We start from the raw sequence: 22,202 nt of genomic DNA, 5'->3' as shown, positions 1-22,202 counted from the left end.
ATGGCGGGGGCCAGCGCAACTGCGGCGAACATCCGATCCGCGCCCGACGCGCTCGCGCGCGAGGCGGCGACCTTCCGGCTGCTGAACGACTTCCAGCGCGGCTTCCCGCTCGTCGAGGCGCCGTTCGCCGCGGTCGGCGATGCGTGTGGCCTGACGGAGGACGAGGTGCTCGCGGCGCTGCGCGGTTGGATCGAGTCCGGCGTCGTCAGCCGGGTCGGGGCGGTATTCGCGCCGCGACGGGTCGGTGCGAGCGCGCTCGCGGCGCTCGCGGCACCGGTCGCCGAACTCGACAAGATCGCCGCGCGCGTCAGCGCGATCCCCGAGGTGAACCACAACTATCAGCGTGAGCATGCGTTCAACCTGTGGTTCGTCGTTACCGCGGCGACGATCGAGCGACTCTGCTGGATCGTCGCCGACATCGAGCGCGATACCGGCTGCATGGTCATCGTGCTGCCGCTCGAAGAGGAGTTCCACATCGATCTCGGCTTCGATCTCGCAGGCGGCGCCCGCCCCCGGGCGCGCCGCCGGTCGCCGGAGCTGCCGCCGCTCGGCGAGCGTGCCTGTGGGCTCGGCCCGCTCGAGCGCCGGCTGATCACCGGACTGCAGGCGGGGCTGCCGCTCGAGCCGCGGCCGTTCGCTGCGCTCGCGCGCGGAGCCGGGTTCGACGAGACCGAGGCGATCGCGCTGCTCGGCCGATGGCTCGACGATGGACTGATCAAGCGTTTCGGTGTCGTCGTGCGCCACCACGAACTCGGCTTCCGAGCGAACGCGATGTGCGTCTGGGACGTCCCGGACGAGCAGGTCGCGGCGCTCGGGCGGCTGCTCGCCGGCGAGCCGGCGGTCACGCTGTGCTACCGGCGCACCCGGGTGCCGCCGCACTGGCGCTACAACCTGTTCTGCATGATCCATGGCAAGTCGCGCGACCGCGTGCAGGCGCTGCGCGACGAGCTCGCCGAACGGCTGGATCTCGACCGCTGGCCGCATGCGGTGCTGTTCAGCTGTCGGCGCTTCAAGCAGCACGGCGCCCGCTACCTCACCGAGGCCGCCGCATGACGGACACGATGAAAACGGCTGGCGCGCGGGCCGAGCTCGATGCGACCGACCGCGCGCTGATCAACGCGCTGCAGGGCGACTTTCCGCTGAGCCGCGAGCCGTTCGCGGAGGTCGCCAAGCGCGTCGGCCTCGCCGAGGCGGAGGTCATCGCCCGCGTGCGCCGGCTGCTCGATGCGCGCGTGCTGACGCGCTTCGGGCCGATGTTCCAGATCGAGCGCATCGGCGGCGCATTCTGTCTCGCGGCGATGCAGGTGCCCGAGCCCGACTTCGAGCGCGTCGCCGCTGCGGTCAATGCGTTTCCCGAGGTCGCGCACAACTACCGCCGCGAGCATGCGCTGAACATGTGGTTCGTGCTCGCGACCGAGACGCCGGCCGGCATTGCGGACACCGCGGGGCGGATCGAGGCGGCCACCGGCCTGCCGGTGTTCAGGTTCCCGAAGGAACGGGAGTACTTCGTCGAGATGAAGCTGGAGGCGTGATGGGCGAACAGCAGGGCATCGGCACTGCGGACGACGTCGAGCGCCGCATCATCGTCGCGACGCAGGCGGGCCTGCCGCTCGTCGCGCGGCCGTGGGACGAGGTCGCCGCAAGCGTCGGGATCGGCGTCGACGAGCTCCTCGCGCGCGTGCGCTCGATGCTCGACCGCGGCGTGATCCGGCGCATCGGCGCGGTGCCGAACCACTACGCGATCGGCTATACCGCGAACGGCATGAGCGTCTGGGATATCGACGATGCGCGCGTCGATGCTGTCGGCGAGTTCGTCGGCGCGCTCGACGGCGTCACGCACTGCTACCGCAGACCGCGCCGCCTGCCTGAGTGGCCGTACAACCTCTTCGCGATGGTGCACGGCCGCAATCGGGACGCCGTCGAACGCCAGATCGGCGATATCGAGGCGCGTATCGGCGAGCGCTTCCCCGGCGCATGCCGGGCCCGCGACCTGCTGTTCTCGTCGGCGATCCTGAAAAAGACCGGGCTGCGCCTCGGCGCTCCCGGCTGAACACGCGAACGACATGCCCCCTTCGCTTCCAGCCCGAGCGCAGTGAGCCTCGCCACCGACGACCCGCCCGGCATGGCGCAAGCCCGGCCGCAGCGCTTGTTTGTCCCCGTTTTTCGTGCCGCCGCGCCCTACCTGCGTGGCATTTCACATCGCAATGATTGGGGCTTCAGCATTAATCCCCACAACGTCTGTGGAAATTTAAGGCACATCAAAGATTACCGGTTTCGGAGGGGTCAATATCCACCCCGGTAAGTAGGACATCCCGCATCGCACAAGGAGAAGGAAGTGCAAAACAATAGTTGGATGGGAAAGGCATTGGCCATGGCGGTACTCCCGATGGCTGTCGGAGCGGTCTGGGCGCAATCGGCGCCTGAGATGACCGATGGCGAGAAGGAGAAAGCCAAGCAGATCTACTTCGAGCGATGTGCCGGCTGCCACGGCGTGCTGCGCAAGGGCGCGACCGGCAAGAACCTCGAGCCGCACTGGACGAAGACCGCGGCCGACGGCACCAAGACCGAAGGCGGCACGCTCAAGCTCGGCACGGAGCGTCTCGAGAAGATCATCTCCTACGGCACCGAAGGCGGGATGGTGAACTACGACGACATCCTGACGAAGGACGAAATCAACATGATGGCGCGGTACATCCAGAACACGCCGGATGTGCCGCCGGAGTTCTCGCTTCAGGACATGAAGAACAGCTGGAAGCTCCTTGTTCCGGTTGCCGAGCGTCCGAAGAAGCAGATGAACAACATCAACCTGAAGAACGTCTTCGCGGTGACGCTGCGCGACGCGGGCAAGCTCGCGCTGATCGACGGTGACACGCACAAGATCTGGAAGGTGCTCGACACCGGCTACGCCGTGCATATCTCGAGGCTGTCGGCGTCGGGTCGCTACGTGTATACGGTCGGCCGCGACGGCCTGACGACGATCATCGACATGTGGTACGAGGAGCCGAAGACGGTCGCGACGGTCCGCCTCGGCTCGGACGCGCGCTCGGTCGATACGTCGAAGTTCAAGGGCTTTGAGGACAAGTACCTGATCGGCGGCACGTACTGGCCGCCCCAGTACTCGATCATGGACGGCGAGACACTGGAGCCGATCAAGGTCGTGTCCACCCGTGGCCAGACGGTCGACGGCGAGTACCACCCCGAGCCCCGCGTCGCGTCGATCGTCGCCTCGCACATCAAGCCGGAGTGGGTCGTGAACGTGAAGGAGACCGGGCAGATTATGCTGGTCGACTACACCGACATCAAGAACCTGAAGACGACGACGATCGAGTCCGCGAAGTTCCTGCATGACGGCGGCTGGGACGCGTCGAAGCGCTACTTCATGGTCGCGGCGAACGCGTCGAACAAGGTCGCGGCGGTCGACACGAAGACCGGCAAGCTCGCGGCGCTGATCGACACCGCGAAGATCCCGCACCCGGGCCGCGGCGCGAACTTCGTCCATCCGCAGTTCGGTCCGGTGTGGACGACGGGCCACCTCGGCGCCGACGTGATCTCCGTGATCTCGACCGCGTCGGACGAAGCCAAGTACGCTAAGTACAAGGACAAGAACTGGAAGGTCGTGCAGGAGCTGAAGATGCCGGGGGCGGGCAACCTGTTCGTCAAGACGCACCCGAAGTCGAAGCACCTGTGGGCCGACGCGCCGATGAACCCGGAGCGGGAGGTCGCCGAGTCGGTGTATGTATATGACATGAACGACCTGTCGAAGGAGCCGCAGCGCCTCGACGTCGCGAAGGACTCGGGCCTGCCGGAAAGCAAGGCGATCCGCCGCGCGACCCACCCCGAGTACAACGAGGCGGGCAACGAGGTGTGGATCTCGCTGTGGGGCGGCAAGACGGACCAGTCGGCGATTGTCGTCTATGACGACAAGACCCTTAAGCTGAAGAAGGTCATCACCGACCCGTCGATCGTCACGCCGACCGGCAAGTTCAACGTGTTCAACACAATGCAGGACATCTATTGATCGCGCTGCCGATCTCCTGCTGATCCATCCCCCGCCGCGGCGGGGGATGGCCTAGGAAGAATGCAATGACAGACAACAGCGGCGACAACAAGCGGCAAGAGCGGGGCGGGCCGTGGGCGTCCTTGCGGCGGCCGAGCATGAAGTATTCGCTCGGCGGCTTGCTGACGGTGGGCGTGATTGCGGGCGTTTTCTTCTGGGGCGGCTTCAACACCGCGCTCGAGGCGACCAACACGGAGAAGTTCTGCATTTCGTGCCACGAGATGGAGAACAACGTCTATCAGGAGTACAAGGAGACCATCCACTACTCGAACCGCACCGGCGTGCGGGCGACCTGTCCCGACTGTCACGTGCCGAAGGACTGGACGCACAAAATGATCCGCAAGGTCCAGGCGTCGAAAGAGGTGTGGGGCAAACTGACCGGAAGCATCGACACGCGCGAGAAGTTCGAAGCCAAGCGGCTGGAGCTCGCGAGGAACGAGTGGAAGCGGATGAAGGCCTCGGATTCGCGCGAGTGCCGCAACTGCCACAGCCTCGAGAGCATGAACACCGAGACGCAGAAGCAGCGTGCGCGCAAGCAGCACGAGATGGCGCGAGAAGACAACATGACGTGCATCGACTGCCACAAGGGCATCGCGCACCACAAGCCGGAAGGCATGACCGAGGAAGATGAAGGTTGAGCCGCGGCAGCCCCGAAATTCGAGCATTCACTGAGAGGAAGCGAACATGAGAAAGACCTTGATCGCGAGTGCGGTCGGCACTCTGCTGGCAGTGGGAGCGGGCAGCGCGCTCGCGGCGGCGCCGGCGGATTGGAGCAAGATTCCGGCGAAGGAGATCACGCTGCTCTATCCCGGCGTGTCGCCGATCGAGTGGATCACGAAGGGGACGGAGCACGGTGGCGCGCGGGCGCTGAAGAAGGGCGAGCGCTGCGCGGACTGCCACGATGAAGAAGCGTCCGACATGGGCACGAAGATGGTGACCGGCAAGAAGATCGAGCCGAGCCCGATCGCCGGCAAGGCGCCCGCGATTCCCGTCAAGGTGCAGGCCGCGCACGACGGCGAGAACCTGTATCTCCGCTTCTCGTGGACACAGCCGAAGGCGTCTGGCGGCGCGAAGATGGACGACAAGAACCCGGTCAAGATCGCGTACATGCTCGAATCCGGCGGCAAGGTCGAACTCGCCGACCTCGCGGGCTGCTGGGCGAGCTGCCACAACGACTCGCGCACGATGCCGGGCGCGGCCGAGACGAAGACGAAGTACGTCAAGGGCGGGTCGCTCGCCGAGGGACGCTTCTACGACCTCGTCCAGTGGCGCAGCGGCGAGAAGAAGGGCTACGACGGCTATGTCGCCGACAAGCGCGTGATGGAAGGCGGCAAGGGTCTCGTCAGCGCCGACGGCAAGCTCGACGGCAACACCTGGACGGTCGTCTTCACGCGCAAGCTCGCCGGCGGTGGCGAAGGCGACGTCAAGCTCGAAAGCGGCAAGACCTACAACTTCGGCTTCGCGATCCATGACGACAGCGCGGCCGGCCGCTTCCACCACGTCTCGCTCGGCCACCATCTCGGCATCGACGCGAAGGCCGACATCACCGCCGCGAAGCAGTAAGCTTTCGTTGCGCATGCGAGCCGTCTCCCAGCGCGTGCGGGAGACGGCTTTTTTATCTGTGCGCACCCTTGACGGAGGTTCCGATGCCCCTACCGATCCTGATCGCCGCCGCACTGGCGGCGGCCGGTACCGCGATTGCCGCGGAGCACGAGGTGAGCGTGGCCGAGTACAAGTTCGCGCCCGCCGAGTTGCGGATACGCGCCGGCGACACGGTGACCTGGGTCAACCGCGAAAAACGCACGAGCCATTCGGTGCTGTTCAACGCGACTGGCGAGGAGTCGGAACGCCTGTTCCCGGACGAGAAATGGACGCGTGTGTTCCCCGCGGCTGGACGCTTCGAGTACCACTGCGGGCCGCACCCCGAGATGACTGGCGTCGTGGTCGTCGAGGATTGATGCGGCCGACCGCGGCCCCCTCTGCGGCGCCATGCCGTCGTCTTCGCTCCTCTGGCTTGACCCGCATCATTTTGCCGGCGCCGCGTCTCCGGTGTAATCACCGCACCTAGGAGAGTCCCATGTTCCGCATCTCGAGCTTCATCCGCGAACTCGACCACCCGACCCCGGCGCGCCCGCGCGGCAACCCGCCCGGTCCGGTCGTGATCTGGAACCTGATCCGCCGCTGCAACCTCACCTGCAAGCACTGCTACTCGATCTCGGCCGACAAGGACTTCCCGGGCGAGCTGTCGACCGACGAAGTCTTCCGCGTCATGGACGACCTCAAGGCCTTCCACGTGCCGGTGCTGATCCTGTCGGGCGGCGAGCCGCTGCTGCGACCCGACATCTTCGAAATCGGCCGACGCGCGAAGGCGATGGGGTTCTATGTCGGCCTGTCGAGCAACGGCACGCTGATCGACCGATCGAACATCGACGCGATCGCCGAAACCGGCTTCGATTACGTCGGCGTGAGTCTCGACGGCATCGGCGCGACGCACGACAAGTTTCGCCGCCTCGACGGCGCGTTCGATGCGTCGATGCGCGGCATCGGGCTGTGCCTCGAGCGCGGCATCAAGGTCGGCGTGCGCTACACGATGACCGAGGACAACGCGCACGATCTGCCGGCGTTGCTGCATCTGGTCGAGGACGCAGGCATCGACAAGTTCTATTTTTCGCACCTCAATTACGCCGGCCGCGGCAACAAGTACCGCGGTGACGACGCGCGGCACCAGACGACGCGCGGCGCGATGGATCTCTTGTTCGACACCTGCCTGGATTTGCACCGGCGCGGCATCGAGAAGGAATTCGTCACCGGCAACAACGATGCCGACGGTGTCTACATGTATCACTGGGTCGCGCGCCGCTTTCCCGACCGCGCCGAGCATATCCGCGCGAAGCTGCTGCAATGGGGCGGCAACGCGAGCGGCGTCAATGTCGCGAACATCGACAATCTCGGTGTCGTCCATCCCGACACGATGTGGTGGCACGTGCCGCTCGGCAACGTGCGCGAGCGGCCGTTCTCGGAAATCTGGACTGACGTCTCGGACCCGCTGATGGCGGGGCTGAAGCGTCATCCGCGCCAGGTCGTCGGACGTTGTGGCGAGTGCAAGTTCCTCGCGATCTGCAACGGCAGCTCGCGCGTGCGCGCGCAGCAGATCACCGGCGACCCGTGGGTCGAAGATCCGGCCTGTTATCTCAGCGACGAGGAAATCGGCGTCGCGGCGGCGGACTACGGCAGCGAGCGCGTCGTGACGACGCCGTTTCCGCGCCGCCGCAGCGCCTGACCTTCGAATGGATTGACGATGAAAGCCCGCAATGCGCCACGCACCATCGCTGCCCGTGCGCCGTACCGAATCGTCGCCGCAGCCGCACTCGTCGTCGCGGCGGCTGCCGGCTATGCGTCCGCCCGTGCGGACGACACGCCAGGCCCCATAAGTCACTACCAACAACATTGCGCGACGTGCCACGGCGCGGACCGCCTCGGCGGCACCGGTCCGGCGCTGCTGCCGGAAAACCTCGCGCGCCTGAAGAAGGACGAAGCGCTCGACGTGATTCGCGGCGGACGCACGGCGACGCAGATGCCGGCGTTCGGCGGCGTCCTGAACGCCGACGAGATCGCCGCGCTCGGCGCGTGGATCTACTCGCCGGTCGTGCCGGCGCCAAAATGGAGTGAGGCAGACATCCGCGCGTCGCGCATCGCGCATGTCGATCCCGCGACCCTCTCTGCGAAGCCGGTGTTCGACGCCGACCCGATGAACCTCTTCGTCGTCGTCGAGAGCGGCGACCACCACGTGTCGGTGCTCGACGGCGACCGCCTCGAGCCGATCCACCGCTTCCCGTCGCGCCACGCGCTGCACGGGGGGCCAAAGTTCACGCAGGACGGCCGCTACGTGTTCTTCGGCTCGCGCGACGGCTGGGTCACGAAGTACGACCTGTGGAACCTCAAGGTCGTCGCCGAGATCCGCGCCGGCATCAATACGCGCAACGTCGCGGTGTCGCCCGACGGCCGCCACGTCGCGGTCGCGAACTACCTACCCCACACGCTCGTGCTGCTCGACGGCGACCTGAACCTGCTGAAGTCGATCGACGTCACCGACCGCGAAGGCAAGAAGACGTCGCGCGTGTCCGCAGTCTATGAGGCGACACCGCGCAACTCCTTCGTCGCCGCGCTGAAGGACGTGCCCGAAGTGTGGGAGATCAGCTACGACCAGACCGCCGAGGAAATCCCGACCGGTTACGTGCACGACTACCAGTACCGCGAGGGCGCGTTCGTCCGCGGCTACCTCAACCCGCGGCGGACCGAACTCGCCGAAGTGCTCGATGACTTCTTCTTCACGCAGGACTACTCGACGCTGCTCGGCGCGTCGCGCGACGGCGTCGGTCAGGTCGTGCAGCTGGACGTGCGCCGCAAGATCGCCGATCTGCCGCTCGACGGCATGCCGCACCTGGGGTCGGGGATCACCTGGGACTGGCAGGGCCGGCGCGTGATGGCGAGCACGAACCTGAAGGCCGCCGAAGTCACGGTCATCGACATGCAGGACTGGAGCGTCGTCAAACGCATCCCGACGCGCGGCCCCGGCTTCTTCCTGCGCAGCCACGAGAACAGCCGCTACGCCTTCGTCGACTCGATGATGAGCCGGGACGCGAAGAACGTGCTGCAGGTCATCGACAAGCAGACGCTCGAAGTCGTGCGGGAACTGAAGACCGACCCCGGCAAGACGCTCGCGCACATCGAGTTCACGCGCGACGGGCGCTACGCGCTCGCGAGCCTGTGGGAGATGGACGGCGCCGTGATCGTTTACGACGCGAAGACGCTCGAGGAGGTCAAGCGCCTCCCGATGAAGAAGCCGGTCGGCAAGTACAACGTCTGGAACAAGATCACGCGCGAGGAAGGCACGAGCCACTGACGCGGCGGGCCGTGCGCGGCGTCCGGAACGTGCCGTTCCAGTGCGCTCCCCGACGCTCAGCCGACCGCGGGCACGAATTTCAGCGCGACGCCGTTGTTGCACCAGCGCTTGCCGGTCGGTGGCGGGCCGTCGTCGAAGATATGCCCCTGGTGCCCGCCGCAGCGCGCGCAGTGATATTCCGTCCGCGGCAGGATCAGCTTGAAGTCCCGCTTCGTTTCGAAATGTCCGGGGATCGACGTGTAAAAGCTCGGCCAGCCGGTGCCGCTGTCGTACTTCATGTCCGACGTGAAGAGCGCGAGATCGCAGCCGGCGCAGCGGTATTCCCCGGCCCGCTCTTCGTCGTTGAGCGGGCTACTGCCCGCACGCTCCGTTCCTTCGTCGCGCAAGACGTCGAACTGCTCCGGCGTCAGCACCTTGCGCCATTCTGCTTCCGAGCGGCGGATCTTCTCGATTTTCACCGGCGCGGATTCCCCGTTCGCCGAGTGCGTCGCGCGAATGAGCGGAATCGACGCCGTGCCGAGCAGGCCGGCCAGAAATAAACGCCTTTTCATCGTTGCTTCTCTCCATTGCCGGCGGTGTCGCCCCACAGCGATTCGAGCCGCCGGTCACGTCCGCAACCGTGACGGTAGAACTTGTAGCGCAGCGGATTCTTCAGGTAATAGTCCTGATGGTATTCCTCGGCCGGATAGAACGTGCTGGCAGGAACGATCTCGGTGACGATCGGCTGCGGAAACGGCTTGTTCGCCGCGAGCGCTTCACGCGAGCGTTCCGACGTGACCCGCTGCGCTTCGTCCGCGTAAAAGATTGCGGCGCGGTACTGGTTGCCGCGGTCGCAGAACTGTCCGCCGGCATCGGTCGGGTCGATATTTGGCCAAAAGGTTTCGAGCAGTTGCTCGTAACTGATCTTCTTCGGGTCGTATTCGATGCGAATTGCCTCGAAATGCCCCGTCCCACCCGACGACACCGCCTTGTAGGTCGGATTCGCGACGTTTCCGCCGGTGTAACCCGATGTCGTCGAGATCACGCCGTCGAGCTTGTCGAACGGGGGCTCCATGCACCAGAAGCAGCCCCCGGCGAAGACCGCCGTCGCCCGCTGCGGAGCGGCCTGCGCCGGCTCGGCGGCGCTGTCCGAGATTGCGATTGCCAGAGCGCTCGCGAGAACTGCATTGGCCAGCGCCCGTCGCCGGCTGCGCACGATCCCTGCCATCAAGTCCTCCTCCGCTCACAACGTTTGTTGGACAGGGCGGCATTGAAATCGATTCCCGCGAGTTGCAGCCGATCTTGCCTGGATGGAGAGTGCGAGGACCGGGCAACCGCCGCAAATGCAATTTTGCGCAACGCGTAAGAGCCTGAACGCCCACGCCGCACCTCCGGAACGCCGAAATATTCGAAAAATGCTTGCACGGATCGAACGGCTTGCCTAAAATGCGCAGCTCTTGCAGGCGCGTAGCTCAGCTGGTTAGAGCACCACCTTGACATGGTGGGGGTCGTTGGTTCGAGTCCAATCGCGCCTACCAACACTTGGAGCTGGAAGAAGGATGTTCCGAACTACTGCCGTAGCCGGAAGCTGAAATCGGGCTCCACTGTAGTACCTGCAGGAAAAAGTGCGGCCCGTCCGCACTTTTTTTTCGTCCACAGTTCGCTGAACCACTAGTCCGAGGCTTCGACACATGCCGAACATCACGCTTCCCGACGGTTCCGTCCGCCGCTTCGATCGCCCGGTCACCGTGTCCGAGGTGGCGGCGTCGATCGGAGCCGGGCTCGCGAAGGCGGCGCTCGCCGGCAAGGTGGATGGTCGGCTCGTCGATCTCTCGCACCGCATCGAAACCGACACGCCGTTGGCGATCGTCACCGACAAGAGCGATGAAGGCGTCGAGGTCCTCCGGCACTCGACGGCGCACCTGCTCGCGCACGCGGTCAAGGAGCTGTTCCCGGACGCCCAGGTCACGATCGGCCCGGTGATCGAAAACGGCTTCTACTACGATTTCGCGTACAAGCGTCCCTTCACGCCGGAGGATCTGGAAAAGATCGAGAAGCGCATGGCGGAACTCGCGAAGCGCGAGATTCCCGTGGCGCGGGAAGTGTGGCCCCGCGACCGGGCCGTCGAGTTCTTCAAGTCGCAGGGCGAGAACTACAAGGCGGAGATAATCGCGTCGATCCCGCAGGCCGAGGATGTGTCGCTGTATCGCCAGGGTGATTTCATCGACCTGTGCCGCGGCCCCCACGTGCCGTCGACCGGCCGGCTCAAGGTCTTCAAGCTGACGAAAGTCGCCGGCGCGTACTGGCGCGGCGACTCGAAGAACGAGATGCTGCAGCGGATCTACGGCACCGCGTGGGCGAAGAAGGAAGACCTCGAGAGCTATCTCCACATGCTCGAAGAGGCCGAGAAGCGCGACCACCGCAAGCTGGGGCGCCTGCTCGATCTCTTCCACATCCAGGAAGAGGCGCCGGGGATGGTGTTCTGGCACGCGAAAGGCTGGACGCTGTGGCAGCAGGTCGAGCAGTACATGCGCCGCACGATCGGCGAAAACGGCTACCAGGAAGTGAAGACCCCGCAGATCGTCGACCGCTCGCTGTGGGAAAAATCCGGCCACTGGGGCATGTATTCGGATCTGATGTTCACGACGCAGTCCGAGAAGCGCGACTTCGCGGTCAAGCCGATGAACTGCCCGTGCCACATCCAGATCTTCAACCAGGGGCTGAAGAGCTACCGCGACCTGCCGCTGCGCATGGCCGAGTTCGGCTCCTGTCACCGCAACGAGCCGTCCGGGTCGCTGCACGGCATCATGCGCGTGCGCAATTTCGTGCAGGACGACGCCCACATCTTCTGCGCCGAAGACCAAGTGCAGGCCGAGTCGGCGGCGTTCATCGAACTGCTGCAGAAGGTCTATGCCGACTTCGGTTTCAACGAGATCCTGATCAAGCTGTCGACGCGGCCCGACAAGCGCGTCGGGACCGACGAGCAGTGGGATGCGGCCGAAGCGGCGCTCGCCGCGGCACTCGATGCGCAGGGCCTCGCGTACGATCTGCAGCCCGGCGAAGGCGCATTCTACGGGCCGAAGATCGAGTTCTCGCTGAAGGACTGCCTGAACCGCGTCTGGCAGTGCGGCACGCTGCAGCTCGACTTCAACCTGCCGGTGCGCCTCGGCGCCGAGTATGTCGCCGACGACAATACGAAGAAGTATCCGGTGATGCTGCACCGGGCGATCCTCGGCTCGCTCGAGCGCTTCATCGGCATCCTGATCGAGCATTACGCCGGGGCGCTGCCGATGTGGCTAGTGCCGGTGCAGGCGGTCGTGCTGAACATCTCCGAAGGGCAGGCGGAATACGCAATTGAAGTTACGAAACGCTTGAAGCAGGCGGGTTTCCGGGTCGAGTCGGATTTGCGTAACGAGAAGATTAACTATAAAATTCGCGAACATAGCGTGCACAAACTGCCATACCAGATCGTCATCGGCGAAAAGGAAAAGGCGGCGGGCCTCGTGGCCGTGCGCGTTCGGGGCGGCCAGGATCTTGGCCAGATGACCCTCGATACATTGATCGAGCGTTGGCAGCGCGAAGTCGAAGCGCGGTCGGCCTCGATCTGATTTTTTGGCTTTCGTGGAGAACGAACCATCGCTCAAGAAAAGAAGCAGCGCGTCAATGAGGAGATCAGCGCGCCCGAAGTCCGTCTGATCGGCGAAGACGGCGAGCCGCTCGGCATCGTGTCGCTGAACGCGGCGCTGAACGCGGCCGAGGAGGCCGGGCTGGACCTGGTCGAGATCGCGCCGATGGCGCAGCCCCCGGTCTGCCGGGTGATGGATTTCGGCAAGTTCAAGTACCAGGAGCAGAAGAAGGCCCACGAGGCCCGGCTCAAGCAGAAGCAGGTTCAGATCAAGGAGGTCAAGCTCCGGCCGGCGACGGACGAGAACGACTACCAGATCAAGTTGCGGAATCTGAAGCGTTTTCTCGAGGACGGCGACAAGTGCAAGGTGACCTTGCGCTTCCGCGGGCGCGAGATGGCTCACCAGGAATTCGGGCTGCGACAGCTCGAGCGCGTGAAGGCGGACCTGGAAGAACTCGGCCAGGTCGAGCAGATGCCCAAGATGGAAGGGCGTCAGATGATCATGGTGATCTCCCCGAAGAAGAATCGCTGATCGGGCGAAACGAATTCGCCTCCCGCTTTCGGGCGGGGGCAAAACCGCGGGACAAAGTCCGGCGGAAAACAAGTGGTGTCAGGTCGAAAACGCGCCGCGTGGCGACGCTACCTGACGGCATTCATAAACCTGGAGTTAGCAATGCCCAAGATGAAGACGAAGAGCGGAGCCGCGAAGCGGTTCAAGGTCCGCTCGAGTGGCGGGATCAAGCGGTCCCAGGCGTTCAAGCGCCACATCCTTACGAAGAAGACGACCAAGAGCAAGCGCCAGCTGCGCGGCATGACAGAAGTTCACGCCGCCGACGAGAAGCTGATCCGCGCCATGCTGCCTTACGCCTGATAGGAGACCGCCATGCCCAGAGTCAAACGTGGTGTAACCGCCCGCGCGCGTCACAAGAAGGTTCTCGATCAGGCCAAGGGTTACCGCGGCCGCCGCAAGAACGTATATCGCATCGCCAAGCAGGCGGTGATGAAGGCCGGTCAGTACGCATACCGTGACCGCCGCCAGCGCAAGCGCCAGTTCCGCACGCTGTGGATCGCCCGTATCAATGCGGCCGCGCGTGAAGTCGGTCTGACCTATAGCACCTTCATGAACGGCCTGAAGAAGGCCGCGATCGAAGTCGATCGTAAGGTGCTGGCCGACCTGGCCGTGTTCGACAAGGCGGCGTTTGCGGCGCTTGCCGATCAGGCCCGGGCCAAACTCGCTGCGTAAGCCAACGCGGCGCGAAAAAAGGAGGCTTGGCCTCCTTTTTTTTTCTGAATTTTCGATGGCACGCAAATGGATAAGCTCGATCAACTCGTTCAACAGGCTTCGGCGGAGTTCGCTGCGGCCGCTGACGGCGTCCAACTCGAACAGGCCAAGGCCCGCTACCTCGGCAAGACCGGCGCGCTGACCGAGCGCCTGAAGGGGCTCGGCAAGCTCGCCGCGGAGGAGCGGCGTGCGGCCGGCGCCGAGATCAACCGTGCGAAGGACGCGATCGAGGGGGCTCTCGAGGCTCGGCGCGAGGCGCTGCGCGAGGCGCTGTTGCAGGCCCAGCTGGCGGCCGAAGCGCTCGACGTCACGCTGCCCGGGCGCGGTGAGGGGCAGGGCGGCCTGCATCCGGTGAGCCGCACTCTCGAGCGCATCGAGGCGCTGTTCCGCTCGATCGGCTTCGTCGTCGCCGACGGCCCCGAGATCGAAACCGACTGGCACAACTTCACCGCGCTCAACACGCCTGAAAACCACCCGGCGCGTTCGATGCACGACACCTTCTACCTCGAAGGCCATGACGACGTGCTGCTGCGTACGCACACCAGCCCGGTACAGATCCGCACGATGCAAGCGCACGTCGCGCGCTACGGCGATAGTGAGTCGCTGCCCGAACTGCGCATCATCGTGCCCGGACGCGTCTATCGCGTGGATTCGGACGCGACGCATTCGCCGATGTTCCATCAGGTCGAAGGGCTTTGGGTCGGCGAGTCGGTGAGCTTCGCGGATCTGAAGGGCGTGATCGCCGACTTCCTGCGCAAGTTCTTCGAGAGCGACGACCTCAAGGTCCGATTCCGTCCGTCGTTCTTCCCGTTCACCGAGCCGAGCGCCGAGATCGACGTCGCGTTCATGAGTGGCGCGCTCGAAGGCCGCTGGCTGGAGATCGCCGGCTGCGGCATGGTTCATCCGAACGTGTTGCGCTTCGGCGGAATCGATCCCGAGCGTTACACGGGATTCGCATTCGGCATGGGGCCCGACCGGCTGACGATGCTGCGCTACGGCGTCAATGATCTGCGTCTGTTCTTCGAAGGCGACCTGCGCTTCTCGAGCCAATTCAGGTAATCGAATCATGCAATTTTCGGAATACTGGTTGCGGAGCTTCGTGAATCCTCCGCTCGACAGCGACGCCCTCGGCCACCTGCTGACGATGGCCGGTCTCGAAGTCGAAGAATCGGTGCCGGCGGCGCCGGCATTTTCGGGCGTCGTCGTTGCCCGGATCGTCGAGGCCGGGAAGCACCCGAACGCCGACAAGCTGAAGCTGTGCAAGGTCGATGCGGGACAAGGCGAACTGCTGCAGATCGTCTGCGGCGCGCCGAACGCCGCCACCGGCATGAAAGTCCCGTGTGCCGTCGTCGGCGCGAGCCTGCCCGCCTTCGCGATCAAGGCCGCGAAGCTGCGCGGCGTCGAGTCGTTCGGCATGTTGTGTTCAGCGCGCGAACTCGGGCTCTCCGACGATCACGGCGGCTTGCTCGAATTGCCGCCCGATGCGCCGATCGGCCAGGACGTGCGCGAGTATTTCGCGCTCGACGACACGCTTTTCACGATCAAGCTTACGCCCAACCGTTCCGATTGCCTGAGCCTTGCCGGCGTCGCGCGCGAAGTCGCGGCGCTGACCGGCCAACCGCTCGCACTGCCGCCGCTCGACCCGGTCGCGCCGACGATCGACGAGCGGCGCGTGATCGTGCTCGACGCGCCGGAAGGCTGTCCGCGCTACTGCGGCCGGATCTTGCGCGGAGTGGATGCGAAGGCGCCGACGCCGGACTGGATGAAGCAGCGGCTGCAGCGCAGCGGGCTGCGTTCGGTCAGCGCGCTCGTCGACGTGACGAACTACGTGATGCTCGAACTCGGCCAGCCGCTGCACGCGTTCGACAACGCGAAACTCGCCGGCGCAATTCACGTGCGTTATCCGCGCGACAGCGAACAGGTGCTGCTGCTCAACGAGCAGACCGTGACACCCGCCGCCGACACGCTGCTGATCGCCGACGAAGCGCGTGCGCTCGCGCTCGCCGGCATCATGGGCGGCGACGAAAGCGGCATCACGCTCGACACCGTCGATCTCTTCCTCGAGAGCGCATTCTTCGCGCCGGCCGCGATCGCCGGGCGCGCGCGCAGCTACGGCTTCGTGTCCGACGCGTCGCACCGCTTCGAGCGCGGCGTCGATTTCGCCCTCGCGTCGCAGGCGATCGAGCGTGCGACAAAGCTGATCCTCGACATCTGCGGCGGCGCCGCCGGCCCCGTCGAGGAAGCCGTCGCGCCGGATCACCTGCCGCTGCGCAACGCGGTCCGCCTGCGTCCGGCGCGGGCGCGGCGTCTCCTCGGCATCGATCTCGACGACGACGCGATCGTCCAACTGCTCGAAAGCGTCCACCTGTCGGTGCGGCGCGACGGCGATGCGCTGCTTGTCGAGCCGCCGTCGTTCCGCTTCGACATCGAGATCGAGGAGGATCTGATCGAGGAGATCGCGCGGCTGCACGGTTACGACGCGATTCCCGCAGTCGCCCCGCAAGGCGCGCTCGCGATGCTCGACCGCTCGGAGTCGAGCCGCAGCGCGTGGGACGTCCGGTGCCGGCTCGCCGGGCGCGGCTATCAGGAAGTCGTTAACTATGCTTTCGTCGAGGAGGCGTGGGAACGCGATTTCTGCGCGAACGAGACGCCGATCCGCCTCGCGAACCCGATCGCGAGCCAGATGAGCGTGATGCGTTCGAGCCTGATTCCCGGCCTCGCGGCGAACCTCGTCGCGAACCGCAAGCGCCAGCAGTCGCGCGTGCGCGTATTCGAGGTCGGCCGCTGCTTCGAGCGCAAGGCGGACGGTGAGCCGGTTGCCGGTTTCCACCAGCCGCTGCGGATCGCTGCGCTCGCCGCCGGGCTCGCACTACCCGAGCAGTGGGGCAGCGCGTCCCGGTCGATCGATTTTTTCGATGTGAAGGGCGATCTCGAAGCGCTGTTCGCGCCGCGTGCGCTCAGCTTCGAGCCGGTCTCGCACTCGGCGCTGCATCCGGGGCGCGCGGCAACGGTGCTGATGGGCGAGCGTCGCATCGGTGTCGTCGGCGAGATTCATCCGGTGTGGGTGCAGCGGTACGAACTGGGCAGCGCACCGGTCGTGTTCGAGGTCGAACTCGATGCCGCGCTCGCGGCCGAACTGCCCGCCCACCGCGAGATTTCGAAGCTGCCGGCGGTCACACGCGATATCGCGCTGGTCATCGAACAGGCGGTTCCGGTCGCGCGTGTTCTCGAGGTCATGAACGAGGACGCCGCACCGATCGTGAAGGGAATCGAACTCTTCGACGTCTACCATGGCAAAGGCATCGATCCGGGAAAAAAGAGCCTTGCGTTCAGAGTGTTGATGCAAGATACTCAGCGCACTCTCGAGGATGCGGAAGTGGATTCGGCCGTCGAAGCGATCGTGCGTCATGCGGAAACTGCTCTGGGTGCGCGATTGCGTGGATAGTCAGATGAACATCACCCTTACGAAGGCGGAACTCGCCGACCTGCTGTTCGAGCGCGTCGGCCTCAACAAGCGCGAAGCCAAGGACATGGTCGAAGGCTTCTTCGAAGAGATCCGGCAGGCGCTCGAGCGCGGCGAATGCGTCAAGCTGTCGGGTTTCGGAAATTTCCAGCTCCGCGACAAGCCGCAGCGCCCCGGGCGCAATCCGAAGACCGGTGAAGAGATTCCGATCACCGCGCGCCGGGTCGTCACCTTTCACGCGAGCCAGAAGCTGAAGGCCGCTGTGGAGCAGTTGAGCGATGCAAGCAAGCAGCCATAACGACGAGGCGGAGCAACTCCCGCCGATTCCCGCCAAGCGTTATTTCACGATCGGCGAAGTCAGCGAGCTGTGCGCGGTGAAGCCGCACGTGCTCCGGTACTGGGAGCAGGAGTTCACCCAGCTGAAACCCGTGAAGCGGCGTGGCAACAGGCGCTACTACCAGCACCACGAGGTGCTGCTCGTGCGCCGGATCCGCGAACTGCTCTACAACGAGGGCTTCACGATCTCCGGGGCGCGTAACAAGCTCGACGAGACCGCGATTCACCAGCACGAGGAAGCGGAAGAAGCCGACCGCCTTCGCAGCGCGCTCGCGCACGTGCGTGCCGAGATCGTCGAAACGCTCGAACAACTCCGGGCGTGACGCGGACCGCCCGGTAATGGGCGGGGTCGGTCAATTCGCCTCGCTCAGCGCCGGCTTAGGCGAGGTCCGCGCGTGACAGTGGCAAACCGGACCGATACTGCTATAATGCGCACTCGTGTCGGGGCGTAGCGCAGCCTGGTAGCGCACTTGCATGGGGTGCAAGGGGTCGCGAGTTCGAATCCCGCCGCCCCGACCAATAGAATCAAGCACTTGGGCCAGTCGAAAGACTGGCCTTTTTGCTTTTTGGCTTATTCGGAGATCTCGTGTTGCGCTTTCTTCGGGGCTGGCTCGAACCGCGAATTCTCGCGATCGTCGTTGCGGCGACGTCGGCGCTTTGGGCTTTCATCGAAGTCGCCGACGAGGTCATCGAAGGGGAAGCCCACACGGTCGATAGCGCGATTCTTGCGGCATTGGGGGTGACCGGCGATATCGGCCCGCCGTGGCTGCAGGCTGCAGCGCGGGATGTCACCGCGCTCGGAAGTTTCCCGGTGCTCGGGCTCGTCGTGCTGGCGGTCGGCGTCTTTCTCATTCTCGCGCAGAAGCGGCGGACCGCGGCGTTCGTCATTGTCGCGACCGTCAGCGGTGCCCTTGTGTCCTCGCTGCTCAAACACATCTTCTCGCGCCCGCGGCCCGATCTCTTTCCGCACGGCGATTACGTTGTCTCCGCGAGTTTTCCGAGTGGACACGCGATGATTTCCGCGCTCGTTTACCTGACGCTCGGCGCGCTGCTTGCGCGGATCGTCCCGCGCCGCAGGCTGAAGCTCTACGTGATGACCGTCGCGCTGATCCTCACGCTGCTGATCGGGATGAGCCGGGTCTATCTCGGTGTGCATTGGCCGACCGATGTGCTGGCCGGGTGGGCGGCGGGGGCGCTCTGGGCGCTTCTGTGGTGGGGTCTAGCCGAGCTCGTCGGCTCGCGCGAAAAGCAGCCCTGACCCGGGGAGGGGAACCTGCCGCGCGCCGGGCGCGGACGGGGCGCCCGAAGCGTTCCGGCTCTCGTTGATGTCGAGAGCCCGTTGCGTCGATACCGAGGATTTGGAAGCGCCGCTTTGGCCGGACGACGTGGCCGGACTACGCGCCCTGGCCGACGTTGATTGAAAGGCCGCCGTCGATCGTGAAGGTCTGCCCCGTCACGTAGTCGGCATCCTCGGACGCGAGGTACAGCGCGAGTCGCGCGATTTCCCACGGTTCGGCCGCGCGTTTCCACGGGATGTGCTGCACTTGCCGTTCGCGCGCCGCCGGGTCGTCGATCGCCTGCTGGTTCATCGGCGTCAGCACCATCCCCGGCGCGATGTTGTTCACATTGATGTGGTCCGGCGCGAGTTCGAGGCACAGCGTGCGGGTGAGGTTGCGCAAGCCGCCTTCGCGGCGTTGTACGCGGCGGCGTCCGCGAGCGGGATTTCCTCGTGCACCGACGTGACGTTGATGATCTTGCCCCGGCCGCCCGCGGCGCGCCTCTCGCGCACGAAGTGACGGCAGCAATAGAACGGCCCGTACAGGTCAGTCTTCAGAACCCTGTCCCAGTCTTCCGGCGACGTGTCGACCACTGCCCGCCGACGCCGCCGACCGCGGCGTTGTTTACCAGAATGTAGGGAATGCCGAGTGTATTTCGCGTTTCGCGGAAGAGGCGGTCGACTTCGAGCGGCTCGCGCTGGTCCACCCGGATGACTTCGGCTCGGCGGCCCGCTGTTTCGATGCGCCCGCGCGTCTCGTCCGCGCCCTGGCGATCGTCCAGATACGTGACGACGACGTCTGCGCCTTCGGCGGCGAAGGCTTCGGCGATCGCTTGGCCGATGCCGGAGTCCGATCCGGTGACGATTGCAATGCGGTCCTTCAGCCGGTCGTTCATCGCGGCCTCGCGGGTGGTCGATGATCGGCGGGTCCGCAAGCGGCGTTCCCGCGAGACGGCGGAACGGTGTTTGCTGGAATGACCGGACTGCGACGAAACGAAGGAGACCGATATGCTTCTCGAGGCAAAAGGCGAACTGTTCGGCAAGCATCTCGTCGCAACCGACGGCCGGATCGGGACGGTTCGGGACGTGTATTTCGATGACCAGCGCTGGGTCGTGCGCTACCTCGAAGTCGATGCCGGCACCGGAGTGCCAGGGCGAAAAGTCCTGATTTCGCCCGCGTCGATCCGCCGCAACGGCTCCGGCCACAAGGACATCGCGGTCACGCTGACCCGCGAGCAGGTCCGCAACTGTCCGGGGCCGGACGAGCACCAGCCGGTGTCGCGTCAGTTCGAGGAAGCGCACGCGAACTACTACGGTTATCCGTTCTACTGGGACGGCCCTTACCTTTGGGGCACGACGCAACATCCGATCACCGGCGCGCCGTCGGTGACGACTCCGCCGCAGGGAGCGCCGCCGCGCGAGCGCACGCAGGACTTGAAGGAGGCGGAGCAGCAGGCGCGCGAGTCGCACCTGCGCAGCAGCGACGAAGTGATCGGCTACCGGGTCGTCGCGACCGATGGTCCGATCGGTCACGTCGAGGATTTCGTCGTCGACGAAACGAACTGGGGGATCGACCGGATGATCGTCGACACGCGCAACTGGCTGCCGGGCAAACATGTGCTGGTGCCGGTCGATGCCGTCGACAGCGTGGACTGGCTGACGCGCGAGATGCGGCTGAAGGTTACGCGCGACGAAGTCGAGGACGCGCCGCGGGCATAGCGGCGTGCGCGGCCGTCGGAAGCGGCCGCGTGTCCCCGCGATGCAAGAACTGCCGCGCGTTTGAAACCGTTGCCATGACTCAGCGCGGCGCCACCCGCCAGACCACGTTGCCGACGTCGTCGGCGACGAGCAGCGCGCCGCTGCGGTCGATCGCCACGCCGACCGGCCGGCCGTACGCATCACCGTCTGCGGAGAGGAATCCGGTCAGCACGTCGATCGGCTCGCCGCTCGGCAGGCCGTCCGCGAACGGCACGAAGACGACCTTGTAGCCGCTCGGCGGCCTGCGGTTCCACGACCCATGCAGCCCGATGAAGGCCCCGTTGCGGAACGGCGGCGGCAGCGCGCTGCCGTCGGCGAACGCGAGGCCGAGCGGGGCGCTGTGCGGGACGAGCGCGTAGTCGGGCTTGATGGCGGTCGCGACGAGATCGGGCCGCGGCGGCACGACCCGTTCGTCGACGCGGTTGCCGAAGTAGCTGTACGGCCAGCCGTAGAACGCGCCGTCGGCGACCGACGTCAGGTAATCCGGCACGAGGTCGCTGCCGAGTTCGTCGCGTTCGTTGACGACCGTCCACAGCTTGCCCGTGCCGCGGTGCCAGTCGAGTCCGTTCGGATTGCGCAGCCCGCTCGCGAACACGCGGTGCTCCCCGGTTTTCGCGTCCACTTCCCAGATCGCGGCGCGCCCGGCTTCGGCTTCGATGCCGTTCTCGGCGACGTTGCTGTTCGACCCCGTCGTCACGTAGAGCTTCGAACCGTCGGGGCTCGCAATGACGTTCTTCGTCCAGTGATGGTTGAGCCGGCCGGCCGGCAGGTCGACGAGCTTCGTCCCGGACGCGGTAATCGACGTCTGCCCTTCCTCGTAGCGGAAGCGGACGACGGCGTCGGTGTTCGCGACGTACAGGTCACGTCCGACCAGCGTCATGCCGAACGGCGAGTTGAGGCCTTCGAGAAACGCGAAGCGGCCTTCTGCCGTGCCATCGCCGTCCGCATCGCGCAGCAGCGTGATCCGGTTAGCGCTCGGCACGCCTGCGCCGGCGCGTTTCTGGACCATCTTCATCACGCGGCCCTTGATCCCTTTGCCCTGTTCGGGCCGTTCGGGCGCGTTCGTCTCGGCGACGAGCACGTCGCCATTGGGCAGCACGTAGAGCCAGCGCGGATGATCGAGCCCCGTCGCGAACGCGTCGACGCGAGTGCCGGCCGGTCCGGTCGGCTTCACGCCGTCCGGCCATCCCGCTGCGGGCGCGATGTCGACGGTGGGAATCAGCGACTTCGTCGGCGGCGGCAGCGTCGGATCGGGCCCCACGCTGGCCGACGGCAAAAGCTGCGCGTGTTCCGCGCACGCGCCGAGTCCAAGCGAAAACACGACGGATAGGAGGAGCGGGCTGCGATCCATGGACCTTCTCCTGGCAAGACTCCGGTTTGGCGAGCGGCCCGGGATCGGCTGTCCCGGTGCGGGGCGCGGAAGTGGGCGGGGTATGCGAGTGTCGTTGTCGGACTCGACCGCGTGATCAAACGCCATGGTCACGGCCCGTCCGGTTTTTCGTCACGCTCGCGACCCGGAAAAC

Annotated in this window: 23 protein-coding genes, 2 tRNA genes and 1 pseudogene; 21 read left to right on the top strand and 5 right to left on the bottom strand. The window is 65.5% G+C overall.

Features of this window, described 5'->3' with window-relative positions:
• The 9 genes from ahbB (V6M37_RS14870) (at nucleotide 1) to V6M37_RS14830 (ending at nucleotide 8,960) form a co-directional block, all read left to right on the top strand.
• Complete coding sequence (ahbB, locus tag V6M37_RS14870) at nucleotides 1-1,053, top strand: siroheme decarboxylase subunit beta (RefSeq protein WP_332674607.1); 1,053 nt, start codon at nucleotides 1-3, stop codon at nucleotides 1,051-1,053.
• Complete coding sequence (locus V6M37_RS14865) at nucleotides 1,050-1,532, top strand: Lrp/AsnC family transcriptional regulator (protein ID WP_332674606.1); 483 nt, start codon at nucleotides 1,050-1,052, stop codon at nucleotides 1,530-1,532. The genes ahbB (V6M37_RS14870) and V6M37_RS14865 overlap by 4 nt, the downstream gene beginning before the upstream one ends.
• Complete coding sequence (gene ahbB, locus V6M37_RS14860) at nucleotides 1,532-2,050, top strand: siroheme decarboxylase subunit beta (RefSeq protein WP_332674604.1); 519 nt, start codon at nucleotides 1,532-1,534, stop codon at nucleotides 2,048-2,050. The genes V6M37_RS14865 and ahbB (V6M37_RS14860) overlap by 1 nt, the downstream gene beginning before the upstream one ends.
• 321 nt (nucleotides 2,051-2,371) lie before the next feature.
• Nucleotides 2,372-4,018, top strand: coding sequence for a cytochrome D1 domain-containing protein (locus V6M37_RS14855; protein WP_332674602.1), 1,647 nt, complete (start codon nucleotides 2,372-2,374; stop codon nucleotides 4,016-4,018).
• A 65-nt stretch (nucleotides 4,019-4,083) separates the two neighbouring features.
• Entirely contained in the window at nucleotides 4,084-4,695 is a 612-nt protein-coding gene (locus V6M37_RS14850) for a NapC/NirT family cytochrome c (protein ID WP_332674599.1), read from the top strand.
• A gap of 46 nt (nucleotides 4,696-4,741) precedes the next feature.
• Complete coding sequence (locus tag V6M37_RS14845; RefSeq protein ID WP_332674597.1) at nucleotides 4,742-5,620, top strand: ethylbenzene dehydrogenase-related protein; 879 nt, start codon at nucleotides 4,742-4,744, stop codon at nucleotides 5,618-5,620.
• Nucleotides 5,621-5,703: 83 nt separating this feature from the next.
• Nucleotides 5,704-6,015 (top strand): cupredoxin domain-containing protein, encoded by a 312-nt coding sequence (locus tag V6M37_RS14840; protein WP_332674595.1) that lies wholly within the window; start codon nucleotides 5,704-5,706, stop codon nucleotides 6,013-6,015.
• A 119-nt stretch (nucleotides 6,016-6,134) separates the two neighbouring features.
• Complete coding sequence (gene nirJ, locus V6M37_RS14835; RefSeq protein ID WP_332674592.1) at nucleotides 6,135-7,337, top strand: heme d1 biosynthesis radical SAM protein NirJ; 1,203 nt, start codon at nucleotides 6,135-6,137, stop codon at nucleotides 7,335-7,337.
• Nucleotides 7,338-7,355: 18 nt separating this feature from the next.
• Nucleotides 7,356-8,960 carry a cytochrome D1 domain-containing protein gene (locus V6M37_RS14830; protein ID WP_332674590.1) on the top strand — a complete coding sequence of 535 codons (1,605 nt, stop codon included), beginning with the start codon at nucleotides 7,356-7,358 and terminating at the stop codon, nucleotides 8,958-8,960.
• Nucleotides 8,961-9,016: 56 nt separating this feature from the next.
• Here V6M37_RS14830 and msrB read toward each other — a convergent pair whose 3' ends face one another.
• Nucleotides 9,017-9,511, bottom strand: coding sequence for a peptide-methionine (R)-S-oxide reductase MsrB (gene msrB, locus V6M37_RS14825; RefSeq protein ID WP_332674588.1), 495 nt, complete (start codon nucleotides 9,509-9,511; stop codon nucleotides 9,017-9,019).
• A complete protein-coding gene (gene msrA, locus V6M37_RS14820; protein ID WP_332674586.1) occupies nucleotides 9,508-10,167 on the bottom strand; it encodes a peptide-methionine (S)-S-oxide reductase MsrA in 660 nt (219 codons plus the stop codon). Before msrA ends, msrB begins: the two co-directional genes overlap by 4 nt.
• 233 nt (nucleotides 10,168-10,400) lie before the next feature.
• Here msrA and V6M37_RS14815 point away from each other — a divergent pair.
• The 11 genes from V6M37_RS14815 (at nucleotide 10,401) to V6M37_RS14765 (ending at nucleotide 18,903) form a co-directional block, all read left to right on the top strand.
• Nucleotides 10,401-10,477, top strand: a tRNA-Val gene (locus tag V6M37_RS14815).
• 153 nt (nucleotides 10,478-10,630) lie between these two features.
• A complete protein-coding gene (thrS, locus tag V6M37_RS14810) occupies nucleotides 10,631-12,547 on the top strand; it encodes a threonine--tRNA ligase (RefSeq protein ID WP_332674584.1) in 1,917 nt (638 codons plus the stop codon).
• Between the two features lie 27 nt (nucleotides 12,548-12,574).
• Nucleotides 12,575-13,096 carry a translation initiation factor IF-3 gene (infC, locus tag V6M37_RS14805; RefSeq protein WP_332674663.1) on the top strand — a complete coding sequence of 174 codons (522 nt, stop codon included), beginning with the start codon at nucleotides 12,575-12,577 and terminating at the stop codon, nucleotides 13,094-13,096.
• A gap of 141 nt (nucleotides 13,097-13,237) precedes the next feature.
• Nucleotides 13,238-13,435: a 50S ribosomal protein L35 gene (gene rpmI / locus V6M37_RS14800; protein WP_076602261.1), complete on the top strand. Its 198-nt coding sequence runs from the start codon at nucleotides 13,238-13,240 to the stop codon at nucleotides 13,433-13,435.
• Nucleotides 13,436-13,447: 12 nt separating this feature from the next.
• Nucleotides 13,448-13,807 carry a 50S ribosomal protein L20 gene (gene rplT / locus V6M37_RS14795; protein ID WP_332674578.1) on the top strand — a complete coding sequence of 120 codons (360 nt, stop codon included), beginning with the start codon at nucleotides 13,448-13,450 and terminating at the stop codon, nucleotides 13,805-13,807.
• 66 nt (nucleotides 13,808-13,873) lie between these two features.
• Nucleotides 13,874-14,905: a phenylalanine--tRNA ligase subunit alpha gene (pheS, locus tag V6M37_RS14790; protein ID WP_332674576.1), complete on the top strand. Its 1,032-nt coding sequence runs from the start codon at nucleotides 13,874-13,876 to the stop codon at nucleotides 14,903-14,905.
• Between the two features lie 7 nt (nucleotides 14,906-14,912).
• Nucleotides 14,913-17,291, top strand: a complete 2,379-nt coding sequence (gene pheT / locus V6M37_RS14785; protein WP_332674575.1) for a phenylalanine--tRNA ligase subunit beta — start codon at nucleotides 14,913-14,915, stop codon at nucleotides 17,289-17,291.
• 4 nt (nucleotides 17,292-17,295) lie between these two features.
• Nucleotides 17,296-17,607 carry an integration host factor subunit alpha gene (locus V6M37_RS14780; protein ID WP_332674573.1) on the top strand — a complete coding sequence of 104 codons (312 nt, stop codon included), beginning with the start codon at nucleotides 17,296-17,298 and terminating at the stop codon, nucleotides 17,605-17,607.
• Entirely contained in the window at nucleotides 17,588-17,968 is a 381-nt protein-coding gene (locus V6M37_RS14775; RefSeq protein ID WP_332674572.1) for a MerR family transcriptional regulator, read from the top strand. The genes V6M37_RS14780 and V6M37_RS14775 overlap by 20 nt, the downstream gene beginning before the upstream one ends.
• Before the next feature lie 119 nt (nucleotides 17,969-18,087).
• Nucleotides 18,088-18,164, top strand: a tRNA-Pro gene (locus V6M37_RS14770).
• Nucleotides 18,165-18,231: 67 nt separating this feature from the next.
• Nucleotides 18,232-18,903 (top strand): phosphatase PAP2 family protein, encoded by a 672-nt coding sequence (locus V6M37_RS14765; protein ID WP_332674569.1) that lies wholly within the window; start codon nucleotides 18,232-18,234, stop codon nucleotides 18,901-18,903.
• 136 nt (nucleotides 18,904-19,039) lie between these two features.
• Here the strand turns inward: V6M37_RS14765 and V6M37_RS14760 are convergent.
• Together V6M37_RS14760 and V6M37_RS14755 are read right to left on the bottom strand one after the other, a co-directional pair.
• Nucleotides 19,040-19,515: pseudogene (locus V6M37_RS14760) on the bottom strand (SDR family NAD(P)-dependent oxidoreductase).
• Nucleotides 19,476-19,964 carry an SDR family NAD(P)-dependent oxidoreductase gene (locus V6M37_RS14755; RefSeq protein ID WP_332674567.1) on the bottom strand — a complete coding sequence of 163 codons (489 nt, stop codon included), beginning with the start codon at nucleotides 19,962-19,964 and terminating at the stop codon, nucleotides 19,476-19,478. Before V6M37_RS14755 ends, V6M37_RS14760 begins: the two are co-directional and overlap by 40 nt.
• Between V6M37_RS14755 and V6M37_RS14750 the strand changes: the two genes are divergently transcribed.
• On the top strand, nucleotides 19,930-20,640 hold the full coding sequence (locus V6M37_RS14750) for a PRC-barrel domain-containing protein (RefSeq protein WP_332674566.1): 711 nt from the start codon (nucleotides 19,930-19,932) through the stop codon (nucleotides 20,638-20,640). The two genes, V6M37_RS14755 and V6M37_RS14750, sit on opposite strands and share 35 nt — an antisense overlap.
• Nucleotides 20,641-20,719: 79 nt before the next feature.
• Here V6M37_RS14750 and V6M37_RS14745 read toward each other — a convergent pair whose 3' ends face one another.
• Nucleotides 20,720-22,030, bottom strand: a complete 1,311-nt coding sequence (locus tag V6M37_RS14745; protein ID WP_332674564.1) for a PQQ-dependent sugar dehydrogenase — start codon at nucleotides 22,028-22,030, stop codon at nucleotides 20,720-20,722.
• Nucleotides 22,031-22,202: the final 172 nt, after the last annotated feature.

This window comes from Aromatoleum sp. (assembly GCF_036675785.1).
Classification (GTDB): domain Bacteria; phylum Pseudomonadota; class Gammaproteobacteria; order Burkholderiales; family Rhodocyclaceae; genus Aromatoleum.
Note: the sequence above shows the minus strand (reverse complement) of the source record. Positions and strands in the feature narration are given on the sequence as shown.